At 70.2% G+C, this 20,236-nt stretch carries 11 protein-coding genes; 3 read left to right on the top strand and 8 right to left on the bottom strand.

What is annotated here, in order from left to right; all coding sequences use genetic code 11:
- Window positions 1-113: 113 nt before the first annotated feature.
- Both pulA and OG959_RS28460 read right to left on the bottom strand, forming a co-directional pair.
- The gene (gene pulA, locus OG959_RS28465; protein WP_326663032.1) at window positions 114-5,438 is read right to left on the bottom strand and encodes a pullulanase-type alpha-1,6-glucosidase; all 5,325 of its coding nucleotides are present in this window, start codon (window positions 5,436-5,438) and stop codon (window positions 114-116) included.
- Between the two features lie 110 nt (window positions 5,439-5,548).
- Complete coding sequence (locus OG959_RS28460) at window positions 5,549-7,264, bottom strand: carbohydrate-binding module family 20 domain-containing protein (RefSeq protein WP_326663030.1); 1,716 nt, start codon at window positions 7,262-7,264, stop codon at window positions 5,549-5,551.
- Window positions 7,265-7,760: 496 nt separating this feature from the next.
- Between OG959_RS28460 and OG959_RS28455 the strand changes: the two genes are divergently transcribed.
- A complete protein-coding gene (locus OG959_RS28455) occupies window positions 7,761-8,357 on the top strand; it encodes an NAD(P)H-dependent oxidoreductase (RefSeq protein ID WP_326663028.1) in 597 nt (198 codons plus the stop codon).
- A gap of 89 nt (window positions 8,358-8,446) precedes the next feature.
- Here OG959_RS28455 and OG959_RS28450 read toward each other — a convergent pair whose 3' ends face one another.
- From OG959_RS28450 to OG959_RS28430, 5 genes are all read right to left on the bottom strand, one after another.
- The gene (locus OG959_RS28450) at window positions 8,447-9,505 is read right to left on the bottom strand and encodes a LacI family DNA-binding transcriptional regulator (protein WP_326663026.1); all 1,059 of its coding nucleotides are present in this window, start codon (window positions 9,503-9,505) and stop codon (window positions 8,447-8,449) included.
- The gene (locus OG959_RS28445; RefSeq protein ID WP_326663024.1) at window positions 9,490-11,166 is read right to left on the bottom strand and encodes a glycoside hydrolase family 13 protein; all 1,677 of its coding nucleotides are present in this window, start codon (window positions 11,164-11,166) and stop codon (window positions 9,490-9,492) included. Before OG959_RS28445 ends, OG959_RS28450 begins: the two co-directional genes overlap by 16 nt.
- Window positions 11,167-11,273: 107 nt before the next feature.
- Entirely contained in the window at window positions 11,274-12,158 is an 885-nt protein-coding gene (locus tag OG959_RS28440) for a sugar ABC transporter permease (RefSeq protein ID WP_389059286.1), read from the bottom strand.
- Window positions 12,152-13,168, bottom strand: a complete 1,017-nt coding sequence (locus OG959_RS28435) for a carbohydrate ABC transporter permease (RefSeq protein ID WP_326663020.1) — start codon at window positions 13,166-13,168, stop codon at window positions 12,152-12,154. The genes OG959_RS28440 and OG959_RS28435 overlap by 7 nt, the downstream gene beginning before the upstream one ends.
- Before the next feature lie 21 nt (window positions 13,169-13,189).
- Window positions 13,190-14,467, bottom strand: coding sequence for an extracellular solute-binding protein (locus OG959_RS28430; protein ID WP_326663018.1), 1,278 nt, complete (start codon window positions 14,465-14,467; stop codon window positions 13,190-13,192).
- A gap of 382 nt (window positions 14,468-14,849) precedes the next feature.
- Between OG959_RS28430 and OG959_RS28425 the strand changes: the two genes are divergently transcribed.
- Complete coding sequence (locus tag OG959_RS28425; protein WP_148017618.1) at window positions 14,850-15,917, top strand: LacI family DNA-binding transcriptional regulator; 1,068 nt, start codon at window positions 14,850-14,852, stop codon at window positions 15,915-15,917.
- Between the two features lie 135 nt (window positions 15,918-16,052).
- The gene (locus OG959_RS28420; RefSeq protein ID WP_326666656.1) at window positions 16,053-16,973 is read left to right on the top strand and encodes a phosphatase PAP2 family protein; all 921 of its coding nucleotides are present in this window, start codon (window positions 16,053-16,055) and stop codon (window positions 16,971-16,973) included.
- Window positions 16,974-17,090: 117 nt separating this feature from the next.
- Here OG959_RS28420 and OG959_RS28415 read toward each other — a convergent pair whose 3' ends face one another.
- The gene (locus OG959_RS28415) at window positions 17,091-20,090 is read right to left on the bottom strand and encodes a bifunctional [glutamine synthetase] adenylyltransferase/[glutamine synthetase]-adenylyl-L-tyrosine phosphorylase (RefSeq protein WP_326663015.1); all 3,000 of its coding nucleotides are present in this window, start codon (window positions 20,088-20,090) and stop codon (window positions 17,091-17,093) included.
- Between the last annotated feature and the right edge of the window lie 146 nt (window positions 20,091-20,236).

Here is a 20,236-nt window from a genome sequence, read left to right as displayed (position 1 = left end):
GGTGCCGTACGGGAGGAGGGGCCGGGACCGGCCGGGTGGAGTGGGAGGGCACGCCGGAAGTGGGGTGATGCGGCTCTGCCCGGCGGCTGCCCACACGGTAGACCCGATGTGGGTCAGCGCAGCGAGAACACCGCCACCGTGCGTCCCGGAACGGTGAAGCTTCCCGAACTCCTCTCGTACGTGGACCTCTTGACGGTAAGATCCGCGCCCGCCGCCTGCACGGGGTGCAGGGCGTAGTTCTTTCCGGCCAGGGAGGCCACCTTCTGGGTGGTGGCGCCGGGTGCCGCGTTGAGGACGACGACCAGCTTGCCGAGCCGCATGGTGATCACACCGGGCGTCTCGTCCTTGCCGGAGAGCGGGAAGGAGAGCGTGGACTGCACCTGTCCGGCGGTGGAGAGGCCGAAGTCCTTCTCCGTGGACCGGATGGTGAGCAGGTCCTGGTACGCGGACGAGGCACCGTTGATCTGTGCGCAGCCGGGGCTGATCGCCGCGTCGGCGAGCAGCGGCCTGGCGTAGGACCACTTGGCCTGGTTGTCCGCGGCGGGCGGCAGTCCGCGGCCGAAGCCGTTGCCGTCGCGGCAGTCCCAGTGCAGGGCGTTGAACCAGTCGCCGCTGTCGAAGGAGTTGCGGTCCAGCGACTTGGAGCGCAGCAGGTCGGTGCCGGCCTGGGAGAGCGAGGGGCCCTGCGAGAGGGTGGCCGTCGCCATGGCCAGGACCTGCGTACGGGCCCGGTCGGCTGCCGAGGTGCCCGCGGGGAGCTTGAAGGCGAGGGTGTCGTACAGCGTCTCGTTGTCGTGGGCGTCGGAGTAGGCGAGGGCGTCACCGGGGGCGGCGGCGTATCCGGCCGGGGCTCCGTTGTAGTCGACGCCCGAGCCCTTGACCGTGGCGCCGGTGGTGTCGGTGAAGGTGTAGTCGGCGAGGTTGCCGGTGAGTCCGACCTTGATCAGGTCCTGGTAGTGGAGCAGCCGGGCCTTCTGCTCGGCCTCGGTGCCGTTGTGGGTGGAGGTGTTGGGGTCGGTGTAGAGGCCGGAGGCGAAGCCCTGCACGCCGGGGTCCTCGTCGAACGGGGAGCCGCCACGCACGGCGTCGCGGGCCCGGTCGGAGAAGGTGGCGATGCCGGTGCCGGCCATGTTCTTCTGCGTGGCCTGCACGAAGCGGGCGTCGTCGGCGATCTCTCCGAAGTTCCAGCCCTCCCCGTACAGGATGATCTTCTTGCCGTCGACGCCGTCCTTGGCGGGGGTCAGTGCGTCGAGCGCCTTGCGGACGGCCAGGATGTTGGCCTTGGGGTGGTGGCCCATCAGGTCGAAGCGGAAGCCGTCGACCTTGTACTCCCTGGCCCAGGTGACGACGGAGTCCACCACGAGCTTGCCCATCATGGTGTTCTCGGGCGCGGTGTTGGCGCAGCAGGTGGAGGTGGCGACGGTGCCGTCCTCCAGGAGGCGCTGGTAGTAGCCGGGCACGATCCTGTCGAGGACGGACTTATCGTCCTGGCCGGAGGCGACGGTGTGGTTGTAGACGACGTCCATGACGGTCCGCAGCCCGGCGCCGTTGAGGCCCTGGACCATCTGCCGGAACTCGACCGTGCGCCTGGTGCCGTCGGGGTCGGAGGCGTAGGAGCCCTCGGGGACGGTGTAGTGCAGCGGGTCGTAGCCCCAGTTGAAGGCGTCCTTCGCGGCGGCCTTGGCCACGCAGGCCTGCTGGTCCTCGGAGTCGGGGGCGTAGACGGACAGGTCGCAGGCCGGCTTCTGCTGGTCCTTCTTCTTCTCGGGGATGGTGCCGATGTCGAAGGCGGGCAGCAGGTGGACGTAGTTGGTGCCCGAGTCGGCGAGCTCCTCGAGGTGCTTCATCCCGTCCGAGCGGGTGTCGGTGAAGGCGAGGTACTCACCGGGGTGCCTGGAGGTGGGGTCCGCGATCGAGAAGTCGCGGATCTGGAGCTCCTGGATCTGTGCGTCGCGCAGCGGTACGGCGGCGGGCTTGGCCAGTGCGCTCCAGCCCTTGGGCGCGAGCCCCCGGTCGTCGAGGTCGACCACGAGGCTCCGGGCGGAGTCGGTGGTCAGGGCGGTGGAGTAGGGGTCGGTGACCTTGTTGGTGACGAGCTTCTGGACGGTGGGCGCCCAGACGTTCACGGCGTAGCGGTAGGGCTTGCCGTTCCAGCTCCTGTTCCCGGTGACGGACCAGACGCCGGTGCGGTCGTCGCGCCGCATCGGGACGGTCCTGCCGTCGAGTTCGAGCGAGACGGTGCGGGCGGTGGGCGCCCAGACGGACAGGGTGGGGCGGCCGTCGCGGAAGACGGGGCCGAGCGAGGCGCTGCTCGCCCTCGTCCCGTACAGGTCGTCGAGCACCCCGGCGCTCTGGACGCCGGTGGCGGCGAGCAGGGCGCCGTTGGCGGCGCGCTGGGTGGCGATCAGCTGGCCGCGCAGTGCCTCGCGGACCCTGTCCCGGTCACGGGTGTCGACGGTGAACGCCGGGTAGTCCTTGAGGTGCGGGTACTTCGCCTTCTGCGCGTCGGTCAGCGCGGACGGGCTGAGCCGCAGCCACTGGCCCTCGTCGGAGAGTGCGCCGTCGACGACGGAGATGCCGCCACCCGGTGCGTAGACGAGCTGCTGGCTGGTGGCCTCGGTGGCCTTCACCTTCCAGACGACGGTGTCGGAGTCGATCCACTGCGCCTCGGCCTTGGTGAGGTCGGGGGTGGGCACGCCGCCGGTCTGCGGCAGCAGGTAGCCGGCCGTACCGCCGAGCATCCAGACCTCGTGGCCGTAGCTCGCGAGGTCGAGCGACTGGTCGCTGGGCAGGTCCTTCTCGTCGCCGCGGTGCAGGATGTAGCTGAGCGAGGTGGCTCCGTCGGCGAGCGGGACCTCGAAGGTGACGCCGGAGGCGTCCTTCTTCACCGGCTGGAGCGGCTTGGACCAGTCGGTCGGCTCCTTGGCACCGGTCCAGGTGTGCAGGCCCCAGCCGTCGTAGTCGCCGTCGGCGCGGTAGTAGTGCAGGACCGCCTTGGTGGTGTCCGGGGCGGGGTAGGCGCCGTCGGGGGCGGTGTCGGCCTGGCCGTCCTCGCCCTGTTCGATCCAGACCTGTCCGGTCTTCGCGAGGTCGACGGTGCGCTCGGCCCCGTCGGCGGTGCCGGACTTCTCGACGGTGTACGGGACCGAGGAGGCGCCCTCCGGCACCTTGATCCAGGCGAAGGCGCCGTAGGCGTCCCGTCCGGTGAAGGCGGCGGTGGTGTCGCCGGACCTGGCCTGCCACCCGTCGTAGTCGCCGTCCGCGCGCTTGTAGTGGACGACGGCGTAGTCGCGTTCGACGGCGACGGGCTTCGCCGGGGCGGGTGCCTGCCCGGCGGCCGACGCGGCGAGCGCGCTCGCGGTGCGTCCGGTGCGGTCGACGACGACGGCCTTGTAGCGCAGGGGTGTTCCCGCGGCGACGGTGTCACCGATGGTCTGGGTGACCTTGTACGGGGCGTGGTCGGCGGTGCCGAGGGTGGTCCACTTGCCGTTGCCGGTCTGGGCGGCGAAGACGACCCGGTTGAGGGAGCCTCCGTCGACGTCGGCGGTGAGCTCGACGGTGCCGGTGGCGCCGACGGCCGGTGCCTTCAGCGTGATGGAGGGCCTGGCCGCGTGGGCGGTCAGCGTCTTCGCGGCGCGGAGCACGATGCTGGACAGCGCCGGGACGGTGACGGTGATCTTCTGGTCGGCGCCGCTGCGGACGGTTCCGGAACCGCCGTACAGCGTGCGGAAGTCCATGCCTGCGGACTCGGTGGACAGCTCGACGGTCTTCGCCTCGGTGCCGTTGTTGGCGGCGACGACGTACTCGTTGCCGCGCTCGGGGTCCGTACGGGAGAAGGCGTAGACGGAGCCCTCGGCATAGCGCTCGGTCTGGACGCCGTCGCGCAGCGCCGGGTTCTTCGCGGTCAGCTCGGAGAGGGCGGCGATGGACCGGTAGAGCGGGTGCGTGGTGTCGTACGCGTCGGAGGCGTGCGTACGGTCGGTTCCCAGCTCGTCGTCGTCCAGGTAGTCGGCGGTCTTCGAGGCGAACAACGTCTGCCGGGCGTCCTTGTCGCCGCCGGCACCCGTGAAGCCCTGCTCGTCGCCGTAGTAGACGACGGGGTTGCCGCGGCTGAGGAACATCAGCTCGTTGGCGAGTCCGGCGCGCTTGACCAGCTCCGCGTCATCGGCCTTCGGGTTGTCCTGCTTCAGGAAGGTCCCGATGCGGCCCATGTCGTGGTTGCCGAGGAACTTCACCTGCTCGTAGGCGTTGGCCTTGTCGGTGGTGTACCGGTAGTCGTCGCCGAATACGGCGGCGAGCTTCGAGGCCGGGGCGCCCTGCGAGGCGTACTGGCGGGCCGCTTCCTGGAAGGGGAAGTCGAGCGTCGCGTCCAGCCTCCCCTGGGTGACGTAGGGCGAGGTGATCGCGGTGTCGGCGGAGTAGACCTCGCCGAACATGAAGAAGTCCTTGCGGCCGTGCCGGGCCGCGTAGGTGTCGAGCGCGGTCGCCCACTGGGTCCAGAAGTCCATGTCGACGTGTTTGACGGTGTCGATCCGGAAGCCGTCGATGTCGAAGTCGCGGACCCACTTCTCGTAGATCTTCTCCATGCCGGAGACGACCTCGGGCCGTTCGGTCCACAGGTCGTCGAGCCCCGAGAAGTCGCCGTACGTGGTGGACTCGCCGGCATAGGTCGAGTCACCGCGGTTGTGGTACATCGTGGGGTCGTTGAGCCAGGACGGCGTCTTGCCGCCGGTGGTGACCGGCTTGTACGGGAACGAGTCCGCGTCCGTCCTCGCCATACCGGAGGCGTCGTCGAAGGGCCGGCCGTTCCGGTCGAGGTACGGGTAGGCGCCCTTGGGCTTGTAGCCGTAGGTCTTCTCGGCGTAGTCGACGGTGTCGGCGGTGTGGTTGGTGATGACGTCGAAGAAGACCTTCATGCCCTTGCGGTGGGCCTGTTCGATCAGCTTCGTCAGGTCGGCGTTGGTCCCGAAGTGCGGGTCGACCTGGGTGAAGTCGGTGATCCAGTAGCCGTGGTAGCCGGCCGACGCGTCCTTGCCGGTCCCCTGGACGGGGCGGTTCCTGAAGATCGGGGCGAGCCAGATGGCGGTGGTGCCGAGCCCCTTGATGTAGTCGAGGCGGCTGGTCATGCCCTTGAGGTCGCCGCCCTGGTAGAACCCCTTGTCGGTGGGGTCGTACCCGGTCTCCAGCCGCGAGCCGGTCAGCCCGCCCCTGTCGTTGCCGGTGTCGCCGTTGGCGAAGCGGTCGGGCATGACGAAGTAGAACTGCTCGCGGGTCAGGTCCTGGCGCGCGGGCTGGGCCGCCAGCTCGGCGTCCGACGGCGCGGCGGGCGGCCTGGCCGCGGCGGCGGGCAGCGCCGGCACGAGGGCCGCGCACAGGGCGGCCGCGACGACGGCGGTGGCCGTTCTTCTCGCGGGCACGCGCGGGAACGGACGTATCACTCGGGTTCTCCTCGACGGGGTGCGGGTACGGGGCCGGACGGGCGATGTTCAGCCCGTCCGGCGATTGAGGACACGGCGCGGCCGGAGACCGCGCGGCCCACGGAGAGAGCTCAGCTGCGCCAGACGTCGGCGGTCAGGGTGACCTTGCCGGAGGACGGCACCGTGGCCGTGCGGTTGGCACCGCTCTCCCAGGTGACGTTGCCGCTCGCGTCCTTGCGGACGTACTTGTACTCGAACGTCGTACCGGCGGGCAGGCTCACATCGAGCTTCCAGACGGGGTACGTGGCCGGGTCGAGCTTCGGCGCGGACGCCGGGTTCCAGTTGCCGAGGGCGGACTGGTTGCCGGTGACGTAGATGTTCTGGCCGAGCTGGGTGGTGGCGTTGACGCCGAACGAGGCGCCGGACGTGCCCGTACCGGGGTCGGTCGGGTCCGTCGGGCCGCCGCCGGTGCAGGTGCGGGCGCCCGTCTGGAGGGCGAGGGCGGTGTTGGCGCCGAGCGTGGCGGTGAACTGGCCGGAGCCGTTGACCGTGACGCCGTTGCCGGACTGGATGTCGCAGTAGTCGCCGGCGGGCAGCGACGTCTGGAACGTACGGGTCAGCGAGGAACCTTCGTGGTTGATCGCGACGTACGCCTTGGAGCCGCGGCCGAAGGCGATCTGGTCGCCGCCGTTGTCCCACCAGTTGGTGACGGACTCACCGCGAGCGGTGTTGCGGAAGCCGACCATGGAGGCGATCTCGGTCCAGGAGTGCTGGCACTTCCAGCCGTCGCTGTAGCAGGCGTTCACCGTGCCGCCGCTGGGCGGGCCGGCGTCCTTGTCGGACCACTCGTAGCCGGAGTGGACGTCGGGCGAGCCGTACGGCCAGGCCAGCATGAACACGCTGGCGAGGGTGTAGTTGGCGCCGTCCTTGTAGTTCAGCGTCTCGCCGTTGCGCTCGGTGTCGTGGTTGTCGACGAACACCGCGGCCTTCGAGGAGGACATGAAGCCCCAGCCCTCGCCGAAGTTCTTCAGGCTGGCGAGGTTCTCGTTGTTGAAGACCTGCTTGAGGCTGCGGGCGTAGCGGAACTCCTGGACGTCGCCCGTGCCGGCGTACTCGTCGGGCGAGACGGCCTCGCCCCCGCCGTAGATCGCCTCCTGCTTCCAGTAGACGCCGGAGTTGCTCAGCCGGGACTTGATGTTGGCGAGGTCACCGGCGGGGATGTGCTTGGCCGCGTCGATGCGGAAGCCGTCGACGCCGAGCGAGAGCAGATCGTTGAGGTATCCGGCGATCTTGCCGCGGACGTAGTCCTCACCGGTGTCCAGGTCGGCGAGGCCGACGAGTTCGCAGTTCTGGACGTTGGCGCGGTCGCCGTAGTTGTTGATCTGCGACTGGCAGTCGTTCATGTCGTTGACCGAGTACAGCCCGGGGTAGTCGTACTTGCCGTACGAGGACCCGCCCGTGCCCGTGCCGGAACCGGCCGACATGTGGTTGATGACCGAGTCGGCCACGACCTTGACGCCCGCGCTGTGGCAGGTGCTGACCATGTTGGCGAACGAGGTGCGGTCACCGAGCCGGCCGGCGATCTTGTAACTGACCGGCTGGTACGAGGTCCACCACTGCCCGCCCTGGATGTGCTCCTGGGGAGGCGAGACCTGTACGAAGCCGTAGCCGGCCGGGCCGAGGGAGTCCGTACAGGCCTTGGCCACGGAGTCGAACTTCCACTCGAAGAGGACTGCGGTGACGTCCTTGGTACCCGGGGCGGAGGCCTGCGCGTTCGTGGCGGGGACCACGAGTGCGGCGGCGCCTGCTATCAGTGCGAGCGCGGCAGACAGGGGTCTGCTGGCCATGGTTTCCTCCTGCGGTGGGGGAAATGCGGGTGAGGTGCAGCCTCATACGGCAACGCGCCCTGCCCTCAAGGCTCCTGAATGTTCTTGCTGCAAGAATGCAAACCTTGCTGCGGGGAGACCGTACGAGTCCGCCAGGTCCCGGTCAACCCTTTGGACACGAGCTGCTCACATCCACGAAATACTGGAGATTTCTTCCTGCAAGGACTTACGCAAGACATTGCAGCGCTGTTACCTTTCTCCCGACTCCGGTCCGGCCGGCCGGGGGTCCCGTCACCCACGGGCCCCACGCGCCCGGCCGGCCGGACCGGTCACGTACGAGGGGCACCTGGGGGTCACACTCCCCGCCGACCCGTCCGGGTCGACTCCCGGTGCCCCTCGTGTGCGTGACGGGGCCCTGTCCCCCGGCCCCACCCGACCCGTCATGATGGGCACCGAGCGGGGGTTGCTCCACGCCCCCGCGGCTGATGACCACGCAGGACGCCATGGGGGAAACGGCATGTCACGTACCGGGGTCTACCTCGCCCATCCGCGGCCCGGAAGCTTCAACCACGCGGTGTTCGACGCCGTGGTGCGGGAGCTCCGCGACCGGGGTTCCGACGTACGGGCGCACGATCTCTGCGCGGAGGGATTCGCAGCCGGGCTGACCGCCGGCGAGACGGAGACGGTCCGGTCCGCCTCGGACAGCCCGGACGCCCAACTGGCCTCGTACCGGGCCGAGGTGGCCACGCTCGACGCCCTGGTGTTCATCCACCCCAACTGGTGGGGCATGCCGCCCGCCGTCCTCACCGGGTGGGTCCAGCGCGTGCTGGTGCCCGGCGTCGCCTACAAACTCGGCACCTCGGACGGGGAGCCGCAGGGGCTGCTGAAGGCCGGCCGGGCCCTCGTCCTGAACACCTCCGACACCCCCGCCGACCGTGAGGCGCGCGAGTTCGGGGATCCGCTGGACCGGATCTGGTCGGCATGTGTCCTGCCGTACGTGGGCGTGACCGATGTACGCCGGGTCGTCTTCCGGACGGTCACCGACTCCTGTGACGAGACCCGCGCTTCCTGGCTGCGCGAGGCACGCGAACACGCCCGCGCCCTGCTGACCTGACACACCCGGCCACCCGGGCCGTACGTGGAAGCGGGGCCGGTTCCCCCCTCCGGAACCGGCCCCGCTCACACGTCGCCTCAGGCGCGGCCTCAGGCGCTGCGGAGCGCCGCCGTCGAGCCCCGTACCACCAGCTCCGGCTGGAAGACGTACTCCGTGCGCTGTACGGGACTTCCGCCGATCTCCTCCAGCAGCGCGCCCACCGCGGCCGCCGCCATCGCCTGCACGGGCTGGCGCACCGTGGTCAGCGGCGGGTCGGTGAACGCGATGAGCTGCGAGTCGTCGAAACCGACCACCGACACGTCGCGCGGCACGTCGAGCCCGCGGTCCCGGGCGGCACGCACCACGCCCAGCGCCATCAGGTCGCTGCCGCAGACGATGCCGGTGCACCCCTGGTCCAGCAGTGCGCCGGCCGCCACCTGGCCGCCCTCGACGCTGAACAGCGTGGAGCAGACCAGGTTCTCGGCGTCCTCGCGGTCCAGCCCCAGCAGGGAGACGGCGGCGTCCACGAAGCCGTCCCGCTTGCGGCGGGAGGGAACGTAGCGCTGCGGTCCGATCGCCAGGCCGACCCGGCGGTGGCCGAGTTCGGCGAGGTGCCCCACGGCCATCCGCACGGCAGCGTTGTCATCGGGCGAGACGAACGGGGCGCTGATCCGCTCGTTGTAGCCGTTGATCAGCACGAACGGCACGCCGCGGTCGGTCAGCGCGGCATAGCGCGCCGGGTCGGCCGAAGTGTCGGCGTGCAGTCCGGAGAGGAACACGATGCCGCCGACGCCGCGTTCGACGAGCTGCTCGACGAGCTCGTCCTCGGTGGCGCCGCCGGGCAGCTGGGTGCAGAGCACCGGGGTGTAGCCGTGGCCCGCCAGGACCTGTTCCACGGACTGAGCGAACGCCGGGAAGATCGGGTTGGTGAGCTCGGGCGTCACCAGTCCGATCAGCCCGGCGCTGCGCTGCCGCAGCCTTACGGGGCGCTCGTAGCCCAGGATGTCGAGCGCCGCGAGCACCCGCTGACGCGTGGTGTCCGCGACGCCCGGCTTGCCGTTGAGCACCCGGCTGACGGTCGCCTCGCTGACGGACGCCTGACCGGCGATGTCCGAGAGCCTCAGCGCGCTGCCGGCCCTGGGCGGGGGGACGGTCACACCGTCCACCACACCGTGGTGTCCGCGGGCAGCTCGATCTCGGCGCCGTCGGCCTGGACCGGGCTGCTCGACAGCAGGACGGTGCCGCGTACGGGGATGCGGACCGGCGCACCCGTGGTGTTGACGGTGCAGACGAAGCCGGGACGGGCGAAGACCAGCACGCCCTCGGGGCCGTCCAGCCACTCCACCGCGGTCCCGGCGCCGAGACCCGGGTGCACCCGGCGGGCGGCGATCGCGGCCCGGTACAGCTCCAGGGTGGAGCCGGCCGCGCCGGTCTGGGCCTCGATGCTCAGCTCGCCCCAGCCGGTGGGCTGCGGCAGCCAGCTGCCGCCGTCGCCGAAGCCGTACGAGCTGCCCTCACGGGTCCACGGGATCGGCACACGGCAGCCGTCGCGGAAGCCGTCCTGGCCCTCGGCCCGGAAGAACGACGGGTCCTGGCGGGCCTCGTCGGGCAGGTCGGTGACGTCGGGCAGGCCGAGCTCCTCGCCCTGGTAGACGTACGCGGAGCCGGGCAGCGCCAGCATCAGCAGGCTGGCCGCACGGGCCCGGCGCAGGCCCAGCTCGCGGTCGCCCGCGGTCCGGATCTGGGTGCCGAGGCCGGCCGGGTTGGCGAACCGGGTGGCGTGCCGGGTGACGTCGTGGTTGGAGAGCACCCAGGTGGTGGGGGCGCCGACCGGACGCATGGCGTTCAGCGAGGTGTCGATGACGGTGCGCAGCTCGGCGGCGTCCCAGGCGGTCGACAGGTACTGGAAGTTGAAGGCCTGGTGCATCTCGTCGGGGCGCACGTAGTTGGCGGTGCGCTCGACGGTCGGGGTCCAGGCCTCGGCCACGGCAATACGGTCGCCGGGGTACTCGTCGAGGATGGTGCGCCAGCTGCGGTAGATCTCGTGCACACCGTCCTGGTCGAAGAACGGCATCACATCGTTTCCGAGCAGCTTCAGCTGGTCGTGTGCGCCCAGGTCGGGCAGGCCCTCGGCCTTGACGAGCCCGTGTGCGACGTCGACCCGGAAGCCGTCGACGCCCATGTCGAGCCAGAAGCGCAGGATCGAGCGGAACTCGTCGGCGACGGCCGGGTGTTCCCAGTTGAAGTCGGGCTGCTCGGGCGCGAACAGGTGGAGGTACCACTCGCCGGGCGTGCCGTCCGCGTCGGTGGTCCGGGTCCAGGCCGGGCCGCCGAAGATGGACTCCCAGTCGTTGGGCGGGAGTTCGCCGTCCGCGCCCTTTCCGGGGCGGAAGTGGTAGCGCTCGCGCAGGGCGGAGGCGGGGCCCTCGGCGAGCGCGCGCTTGAACCACTCGTGCTGGTCGGAGGAGTGGTTGGGCACCAGGTCGACGATGATCCGCAGGCCCAGGTCGTGGGCGTCCCGGATCAGGGCGTCGGCATCCAGCAGGGTGCCGAACATGGGGTCGATGGCCCGGTAGTCGGCGACGTCGTAGCCCGCGTCGGCCTGCGGGGAGGCGTAGAAGGGGCTGAGCCACACCGCGTCGACGCCGAGGTCCCTGAGGTACGGGAGCCGGGCGGTGACGCCTGCGAGATCGCCCATGCCGTCGCCGTTGCCGTCGGCGAAGCTGCGCGGATAGACCTGGTAGATCACCGCGTCCTGCCACCAGCCGGTGCGGTGGCCCGGGGCGTCGTCGGACGTGCCGGTGGAGGGGGCAGCGAGGTGCTGGGTCATGTCGTCCCTGGGGTGTCTGGGTGGGGGGTGGCGCCGGGACCGGGTCGGGATGCCGGCGCCACCGTGACTGGTGCGTGCGGGTCGTACGGCCGTGCTGTCGCTGACGCTCAGCCCTTGACGGCTCCGGCGGACATGCCGGTGACGAGGTGCTTCTGCGCGAACAGGAAGACCAGGGCCGCGGGTATCGCGATGAGCACGGACGCGGCGGTCATCGGACCCCACTGGGCCCCGTACTGGTTGACGAACAGCTGGAGTCCGCCCGCGAGCGTGAGGTTGTCCTCGCCGACCATGAAGGCGGAGGCGTACGCCACCTCGCCCCAGGCGGTGATGAAGGAGTAGAACGCGGTGACGGCGAGGCCCGGCTTGGCCAGCGGCAGGATGAGCCGCCAGAACGTGCCGAACGGGGTGAGGCCGTCGACCTGGCCCGACTCGTCGATCTCGCGCGGGATGGTGTCGAAGAAGCCCTTCATCATCCAGGCGCAGAACGGCACCGAGATGGTGAGGTAGGTGATGACCAGACCGGCCGGCTGATTCAGCAGCCCCATGCCCGCCATGATGTTGTAGATCGGCACGATGAGGACGGCGACCGGGAACATCTGGGTGATCAGCAGCGTCCACATCAGCCCGCGCTTGCCGGGGAAGCGGAAGCGGCTGACCGCGTAGCCGGTGGAGGCGGAGACGATCACGCCGAGGAGCGTGGTGAGTCCCGCGACGACCACCGAGTTGCCGAACCAGGTCAGGAACTTCGTGTTCTGGAGCAGGTTCGTGTAGTTCTCGAACGTCGTCTCTTTGAAGAAGTCCGTGGTGGTCGCGAACGCGGCGGGCTTCAGCGAGGTGAGCAGGACCCAGAGCACCGGGAAGACGGCGATCACGGACGCGACGATCAGCGTCAGGTGCAGTGCGGTGGAGGCCAGCGGTGAACGTTCCCCGCGCAGCCTGACCTTGGGCGCGGAGTGCCGCGCGGCGGTGGTGGGTGCGGTGGTGGTCACCAGTCGTCTCCCTGGGTGCGGAGGACTCGCCGGTACACGGCGGCGAAGAGCAGCAGGAGCACGAGGATCAGCACGCCCCACGTGGAGGACTGCGCGAAGTCGCGCGGGCTGATCTCGAAGGAGAACTTGTACGCCTGCGTCACCAGGATCTGAGTGGCGTCACCGGGTCCGCCCCGGGTCAGCAGGAAGATCACCGGGAACATGTTGAAGGTCCAGATGGTGGAGAGCAGGATCACCGTCGTGGAGACGGGCCGCAGTCCGGGCAGCGTGATGTGACGGAAGCGCTGCCAGGCGGTGGCGCCGTCCATCTCGGCGGCCTCGTAGTGCTCGCTGGGGATGGACTGCAGTCCGCCGAGGAGGGCGACCATCATGAACGGCACGCCGAGCCACACGTTGACGGCGATGACGGAGACCTTCGCCCAGGTGGGGTCGTCGAGCCAGGCGATGCCGTCGAAGCCGCCGCCGGAGAGGATCTTGTTGAGGAGGCCGCGGTCCTCGTTGTAGAGGAAGCGCCAGGCGAAGACGGAGACGAAGCCGGGGATGGCCCAGGGCAGGATGAGCGCCATCCGGTACGCCGAGCGGCCGGCGATCCTGCGGTTCAGGATGTTGGCGAGCGCCATACCGAGGGCGAAGGTGATGGCCACGCAGGAGACCGTCCACACCAGGGTCCACCCGAGCGTGCCGAGGAACTGGTCACCGGTGAGCGCGTCGGCGTAGTTGTCCAGGCCCACGAACTCGTACGTGGCGGGCATGTGGTTGACACCGATGGACCGCGCGACGTTGCGCTCGTTGGCGTCGGTCAGCGACAGGTAGATACCGCGGACCAGGGGGTACCCGATGATCACGCCGATCACGACGACGACCGGGGCCACCATCGTCCAGGCGTACCAGTGCGTCGACAGAGCCCGCCGGAGCCTGCTCGGCGGCGGGGGGTTACCAGTACCGCGGCTCCGGCCGCGGGCGACGTCGTCGCCCGCGGCCTTCGCCACCGACTGGCTGGTGTGGACAGCCATCAGTCGGCCTGCCTTCCTGAGTTACTTCCAGCCCTTGAGGAGCTTGCGGTAGGAGTCGCCGGTCGTCTTGACGGCCTTCTCCGGGGAGGTCTGGCCGGTGAGGACCTTGGTGTACTCGGTGACGAGCGGCGCGAAGAGGCTGCCGGTCTCCGGGATCCAGGGGCGCTCGACGGCGGACTCGACGACCGGCTTGAAGAAGCCGACGATCTCGTTGTCGACGACGGCCTCTTCGGCGTAGGCCGAGGTGCGGGTCGGCAGGAGGTTGAGCTCCTTGGTGACCTGGGCCTGCGTCTTGACGGAGGTCATGTAGTCGACGAAGGCGTAAGAGGCGTCAAGGTTCTTGGAACCGGCGTAGACGGCCAGGTTGTGACCACCCTGCGGGGCACCCTGCGCGGCGGAGCCGGCCGGGACCGGGGCGACGCCCAGGTTCGTCTTGTCCTTGAACTCCTTGCCGGCGTACGTGTCGGCGACGGCCCACGGGCCGTTGATCATCATCGCGACGTCGCCGTCCTTGAAGGACGACTGCATGTTCTCCCAGCCGTCCGTCGCGTCGGTCTTCGCGGCACCGGAGTCGACGAGGTCCTTGACCACGGTCATGGCCTTGACGCCGGCGGCGTTGTCGATCGTGACGGACTTGTTGGCGGCGTCGACCATGTCGCCGCCCTCGCCGTACAGGAAGGAGAGGAACCAGTACGCGTCGTCGCCGCGCAGGTAGAGACCGGTCTTGCCGGTCTTCTCCTTGATCTTCTTGGAGACGGTCTTCAGGTCGGCGATCGACTCGGGAACCTCGACGCCGGCCTCCTTGAAGATCTTCTTGTTGTAGAAGATGCCCATGGAGTCGATGACCTGCGGCACCGCGTACGTCTTGCCGTTGTACTTGGTGGACGCGGCGGCCTGCTTCAGGAAGTCGTCCTGCTTCACCAGGGCGGCGGTGCCGTCCAGCGGGGCGAGGTAGCCGAGGTCGGCGAACTCGGGCGTCCAGGCGACCTCGGAGCGGATCACGTCGGGCGCGCCGGAGCCGGACTGGGCGGCGTTCTTGAACTTGTTCTGCGCATCGCCGAAGGGGACGTTGACGTACTTGACGTCGACCTTCGGGTGCTCCTTCTCGAAGCCCTCGGCGATCTTCTTGAAGACCTTGTCCTCGCTGCCCGCGGTGGAGGTGTCCCACCACGTCACGGTGCCGGAGAGCTCGCCCGAGCCCTTGGAGGTGCCGTTGGAACTGTCGTCATCGCTGCCGCAGGCGGTCGCCGCGAGCGCCAGGGCCGCGACCAGGGCGGTGGCCGTTATGCCACGTCGCATCTGAACTCCTTCAACTGCCGTACCGCTCCGTCGCGGCGCCGGGTCGACGTGAACGTAACAAGGATGAAAGACGGCCGAAAGAGTTTGCGGAAGATTTCTGCAAGCTCCGGCGATCGTTACATTCGCGTGTCCTCACGGTTGCCGTCAAGCCTCTTGACGGCAGCGCCCGACCCCTGGCAGTAGCGGGCGACCGCGCCTGATTCCTCAGTGCGACGATCTGATCGCACCCGGCAAACCCGCCCCGCAAGACCTTGCAAGACGTTGCTGCCGACATGGCAGGCCACCCACTCCCGACCGGGCACGCAAGGGTCCACCCGGGCCCTGTCGCCCGATTCCTGCGCATGGTGGGCAATCCGACCCACGCCCGGTACAGTCCAGTCACATGACCGCACGGCTTGCCGATATCGCAACTCAGGCGGGGGTCAGCGAAGCGACGGTCAGCCGCGTACTGAACGGCAAGCCCGGTGTTGCCGCGACCACCCGCGAATCCGTCCTCGCGGCGCTCGACGTCCTCGGCTACGAACGCCCCGTCCGGCTGCGCCGGCGCAGCGCGGGCCTGGTCGGCCTGATCACGCCCGAGCTGGAGAACCCCATCTTCCCGGCGCTCGCCCAGGTCATCGGCCAGGCGCTGACGCGGCAGGGCTACACGCCGGTGCTGGCGACCCAGACGCCCGGCGGCTCCACCGAGGACGAGCTCACGGAGATGCTGGTCGACCGGGGCGTCTCCGGCATCATCTTCGTCTCCGGTCTGCACGCCGACACCTCGGCCGATATGCAGCGCTACGAACAACTGCGCGCCCAGGGCGTCCCCTTCGTCCTGGTCAACGGCTTCTCCCCCAAGGTGCAGGCACCTTTCATCTCACCGGACGACCGGGCCGCGATGCGGCTCGCGGTGACGCACCTGGTGTCGCTCGGCCACACCCGGATCGGTCTGGCGGTCGGCCCGAAGCGTTTCGTTCCCGTGCTCCGCAAGATCGAGGGCTTCCACGCCACGATGCAGGAGCAGTTGAACCTCACGGCGGACCAGGTCGAGGCGCTGATCCAGCACTCCCTGTACACGCTGGAAGGCGGTCAGGCCGCCGCCTCGGCTCTGATGGAGCGCGGCTGCACGGCGGTCGTGTGCGCGAGCGACATGATGGCGCTCGGTGCGATCCGCGCCGCCCGCCGGCTCTCCCGGGACGTCCCGCGCGACCTCTCGGTGGTCGGCTACGACGACTCCCCGCTCATAGCGTTCACCGATCCGCCGCTGACCACGATCCGCCAGCCGGTGACGGCGATGGGCCAGGCCGCGGTGCGCACGCTCCTGGAGGAGATCGGCGGCACACCCGCCCCGCACAGCGAGTTCGTCTTCATGCCGGAGCTCGTCGTGCGCGGCTCGACAGCCGCGGGCCCGGGCCCGGACGCAGCCTCGGGTGCTCCGGCTGTTCCAGGGTCCCACGCGCGTTCGTAACCCGCAGGACGTGCAACCCGCTCCCCGCCGGAGGATCATCGGTGAGAGGGGGCAAATCTGGCAGACTCTGTGCCTATGGGTGAATTGAGCGTGAAACCACAGGAAGGCCGCACGGAGGCCACCCCGTCACCCATCGTGAACGAGGCGGCCCCCGAGGCGAATACGCAGCAGAACCGCGACGGAACCCGGATCGGCAGACTGCTCGACCGCGGTCTGGCAGGCCTTCGCTCCCCACGGTCGCCCCGGCGGCCACGCATCTGGTTCGAAATCCTGCTGATCGCGGTCAGTTACTGGCTGTACTCCCTGGTGCGCAACGCCGTCCCCGAGCAGAAGGCGGCGGCCCTGTCCAACGCCGACTGGCTCTGGTCGGTCGAACGGTTCCTGGGCATCGCCGTGGAACAGTCCGTCAACCACGCGGTCAACTCGGTGACATGGCTGATCGTGTCGATGAACTACTACTACGCGACCCTGCACTTCGTCGTCACCATCGGTGTGCTCATCTGGCTGTTCCGCCGCCACCCCGGCCGCTACGCACCGGCCCGCCTGGCCCTGTTCGCGACCACGGCCGTGGCGCTGCTCGGTTACTACCTGTATCCGTTGGCCCCGCCCCGGCTGATGAACGGCGGCAACTTCATCGACACGGTCATGGTCCACCAGACCTGGGGTTCGATGGCTTCGGGCAACTTCAAACAGATGTCGAACCAGTACGCGGCGATGCCGTCGATGCACATCGGCTGGTCGCTGTGGTGCGGCCTGACCGTCTTCGCCCTGGCCTCCGCCCCGTGGGCGCGCATCCTGGGCCTCGTCTACCCGACGGTGACCCTGATCGTCATCGTGTCGACCGCGAACCACTTCTGGCTGGACGCGGTGGGCGGCATGGCGTGCCTGGCCTTCGGTTACGCGGTGTCGTACGCCTGGTACGGGGCGCTGCCGCACCACCTGCCGAAGCTGATCCCCCCGAAACCCACACGCCGCCCCCGCCTGGCCGCGGTGACGAGACGCCACACGGGCCGCCTCAAGAGGCACCCGGCCACCTCAAGCCCCTCCGGCGATTGAGGAGCGGGGCCCGACTCAAGCCCCTCCGGACGATTGAGGAGCGGGGCCCGGGGCAGCGCCCCGGAAACCCCGACGCACCCGCACCCACGCACCCCGGCCCGGCCCGCCCCGCACACCTCACCCCCCGTAGAACCGCTCCTCCACCACCGCCCGGGCCCTGCGCGTAATGCGCCGGTAGTCGTCCAACATGTCCCCGACATGCCCGGGCTCGTACCCCAGATACCGCCCCACCGCGGTCAGCTCCCGCGGCCCGGAGGGGAACGTGTCCGAGGGCCTCCCCCGCACCAGCATCACCGCGTTGCGGACCCGCGTCGCCAGGACCCACGCCTCGTCCAGCGTCTGCGCGTCCTCGCCCGAGATCAGCTCCGCCGCGCACGCCGCGGCCAGCGCCTCCCTCGTCCGGGTGGTCCGCAGCCCCGGCTCCGCCCAGCCGTGCTGCATCTGCATCAGCTGGACCGTCCACTCCACGTCGCTCAGCCCGCCCCGGCCCAGCTTCGTGTGAAGGGTCGCGTCCGCGCCGCGCGGCATCCGCTCCGACTCCATCCGGGCCTTCAGCCGCCGGATCTCCCGCACCGCGTCCTCCCCGAGCCCCTCCATGGGGTACCTCAGCGGGTCGATGAGCTCGATGAAGTCGCGGCCCAGGTCGATGTCGCCCGCCATCGGCTGGGCGCGCAGCAGCGCCTGGCTCTCCCAGACCAGCGACCAGCGCCGGTAGTACGCCTCGTACGACTTCAGGGTGCGCACCAGCGGCCCGCTCTTGCCCTCGGGGCGCAGATCCGCGTCGATGAGCAGCGGCGGGTCGGCGGTGGGCAGCTGGAGCAGCCTGCGCATCTCGGCGACCACCCGGTTCGCGGCCCGGCTCGCCTCCTGCTCGTCGACGCCCTCGCGGGGCGCGTGGACGAACAGGACGTCCGCGTCGGAGCCGTACGAGAGCTCGTGGCCGCCGAAGCGGCCCATGCCGATCACCGCGAACCGGGTGGGCAGGGTGTCGCCCCACTCCGCGCGGACGGCGGCGCGGAGCGCTCCGGCGATCGTGACGGCGTTCAGATCGGTGACGGCGCTGCCGACCCGGTCCACGAGGGCCCCGGGGTCGGGTTCGGCCGGGCTCTCCTCGGTGCCGTACGAGCCGATGAGGTCCGCGGCCGTCGTACGGAACAGCTCGCGCCGCCGCACCCCGCGCACGACCGCCACCGCCGACTCCGCGCCCTCCGAGCGCCCCACCGCGGCCAGCACCTCCTGTTCCAGGTGCTCCCGGCTGCGCGGCTTCAGCCCCTGCGGGTCGCCGAGGATCGCCACCGCCTCGGGGGCGCGCAGCAGCAGGTCGGGGGCGAGCCGGCCGGCGGACAGGACCCGGGCGAGGTTCTCGGCTGCCGCGCCCTCGTCCCGCAGGAGGCGCAGGTACCACGGGGTCTTGCCGAGCGCGTCGGACACCTTGCGGAAGCCGAGGAGTCCGGCGTCCGGGTCGGCGGAGTCGGCGAACCAGCCGAGCAGTACCGGCAGCAGCGTGCGCTGGATGGCGGCCTTGCGCGACACCCCGGAGGACAGCGCCTCCAGATGCCGCAGGGCGGCCGCGGGGTCCTCGTAGCCGAGAGCGACGAGACGGTGGGCGGCTGCCTTCGCGCTGAGCCGGGACTCGCCGGGGGCGAGCTGGGCGACGGCGTCGAGCAGCGGCCGGTAGAACAGCTTCTCGTGCAGCCGTCGCACCACGGAGGCGTGCCGCCTCCAGGCCTGGTTCAGTTCGGCGATGGGATCGGTGCGCATACCGAGGGAGCGCCCGAGCCGCCGCAGGTCCGGCTCGTCGACCGGGACGAGATGGGTGCGTCGCAGCCGGTAGAGCTGGATGCGGTGCTCCATGGTGCGCAGGAACCGGTAGGCGTCGTCCAGCTGGGCGGCGTCCACCCGCCCCACGTATCCGCCCCGGGCGAGCGCGCCCAGGGCCTCCAGCGTGGATCCGCTGCGCAGGCTGGGGTCGTTGCGGCCGTGGACGAGCTGGAGCAGCTGGACGGCGAACTCGACGTCCCGCAGTCCGCCGGGGCCGAGCTTGATCTCGCGGTCGACGCGGTCGGCGGGGATGGTGTCGATGACCCGGCGGCGCATCTTCTGTACGTCGGGGACGAAGTTCTCCCGGTCCGCGGCCTGCCAGACGAGCGGCGAGACGGCCTCGACGTACTCGGCGCCCAGCTCGGGGTCGCCGGCCACCGGGCGGGCCTTGAGGAGCGCCTGGAACTCCCACGTCTTGGCCCAGCGCTGGTAATAGGCGAGGTGCGAGCTCAGCGTGCGCACCAGGGGCCCGTTGCGGCCTTCGGGCCGGAGGTTGGCATCGACGGGCCAGATGGTGCCCTCGACGGTCTGGTCGGAGCAGATCCGCATCATGTGCGCGGCCAGCCGGGTGGCGGCCTGCATCGCCGCGCTCTCCTCGGCGCCGTCGGTGTGGTCGACGGGTTCCGCCACGAAGATGACGTCGACGTCGGAGACGTAGTTCAGCTCGTGGCCGCCGCACTTGCCCATCGCGATGACGGCGATCCTGCACTGCGTGGCGTCGGCGGGCGTGGCCGTACGGGCGATGGCGAGCGCGGCCCGGAGCGTCGCGGTGGCCAGGTCGGCCAGCTCGGCGGCGGCCTCGGCGACATCGGTCGTACCGCACACGTCGCGTGCCGCTATCGACAGCAGGCACCGGCGGTAGGCGACGCGCAGCGAGTCCGGGTCGACGGCCCCGGCCAGCTCGCACTCGAACTCGGGAACCCCGGGGTGCAGATCGGCCGCCTCGTACGTGACGAGGGCCTGCCAGTCGCGCGGATGCCGGGCCAGGTGGTCACCGAGCGCCTCGGAGGCCCCGAGCACCCCGAGGAGCCGGTCCCGCAGGGGCTTGGCGGTGACAAGGGTGTCCAGCAGGATCTGCCGCTCGTCGGCCTCCTCGGCCTCGACGAGCCGGACGACCCCGCGCAGCGCCAGATCGGGGTCGGCGGTGGCCCCTAGGGCGTCGAGAAGGACCGGGTCGGAGCGAACGGAGGAGAGTTCCGGCAGGTCCAGCAGCCGCTCGGCGGCGGACGGATCGGTGAAACCGTGCCGCAACAGTCGGGTGAACGTACTGCTCCTGCGCCCCGGCAACGTCGTCATTCCGCGCTCTCCTGCCCGCCGCCCGATCACCACCCGCTTCTACGAGCTTAGACCGACCGGCACATGGGGGGCGGGTGAAGGAGCGGGGCTGGGTGCGTGGAGCTGCAAGTCGGAGGACTGAGGCATGGCGGAGCCATGGTGGTTGA

Source organism: Streptomyces sp. NBC_00385, from assembly GCF_035917155.1.
Lineage (GTDB): Bacteria > Actinomycetota > Actinomycetes > Streptomycetales > Streptomycetaceae > Streptomyces > Streptomyces poriferorum.
Note: the sequence above shows the minus strand (reverse complement) of the source record. Positions and strands in the feature narration are given on the sequence as shown.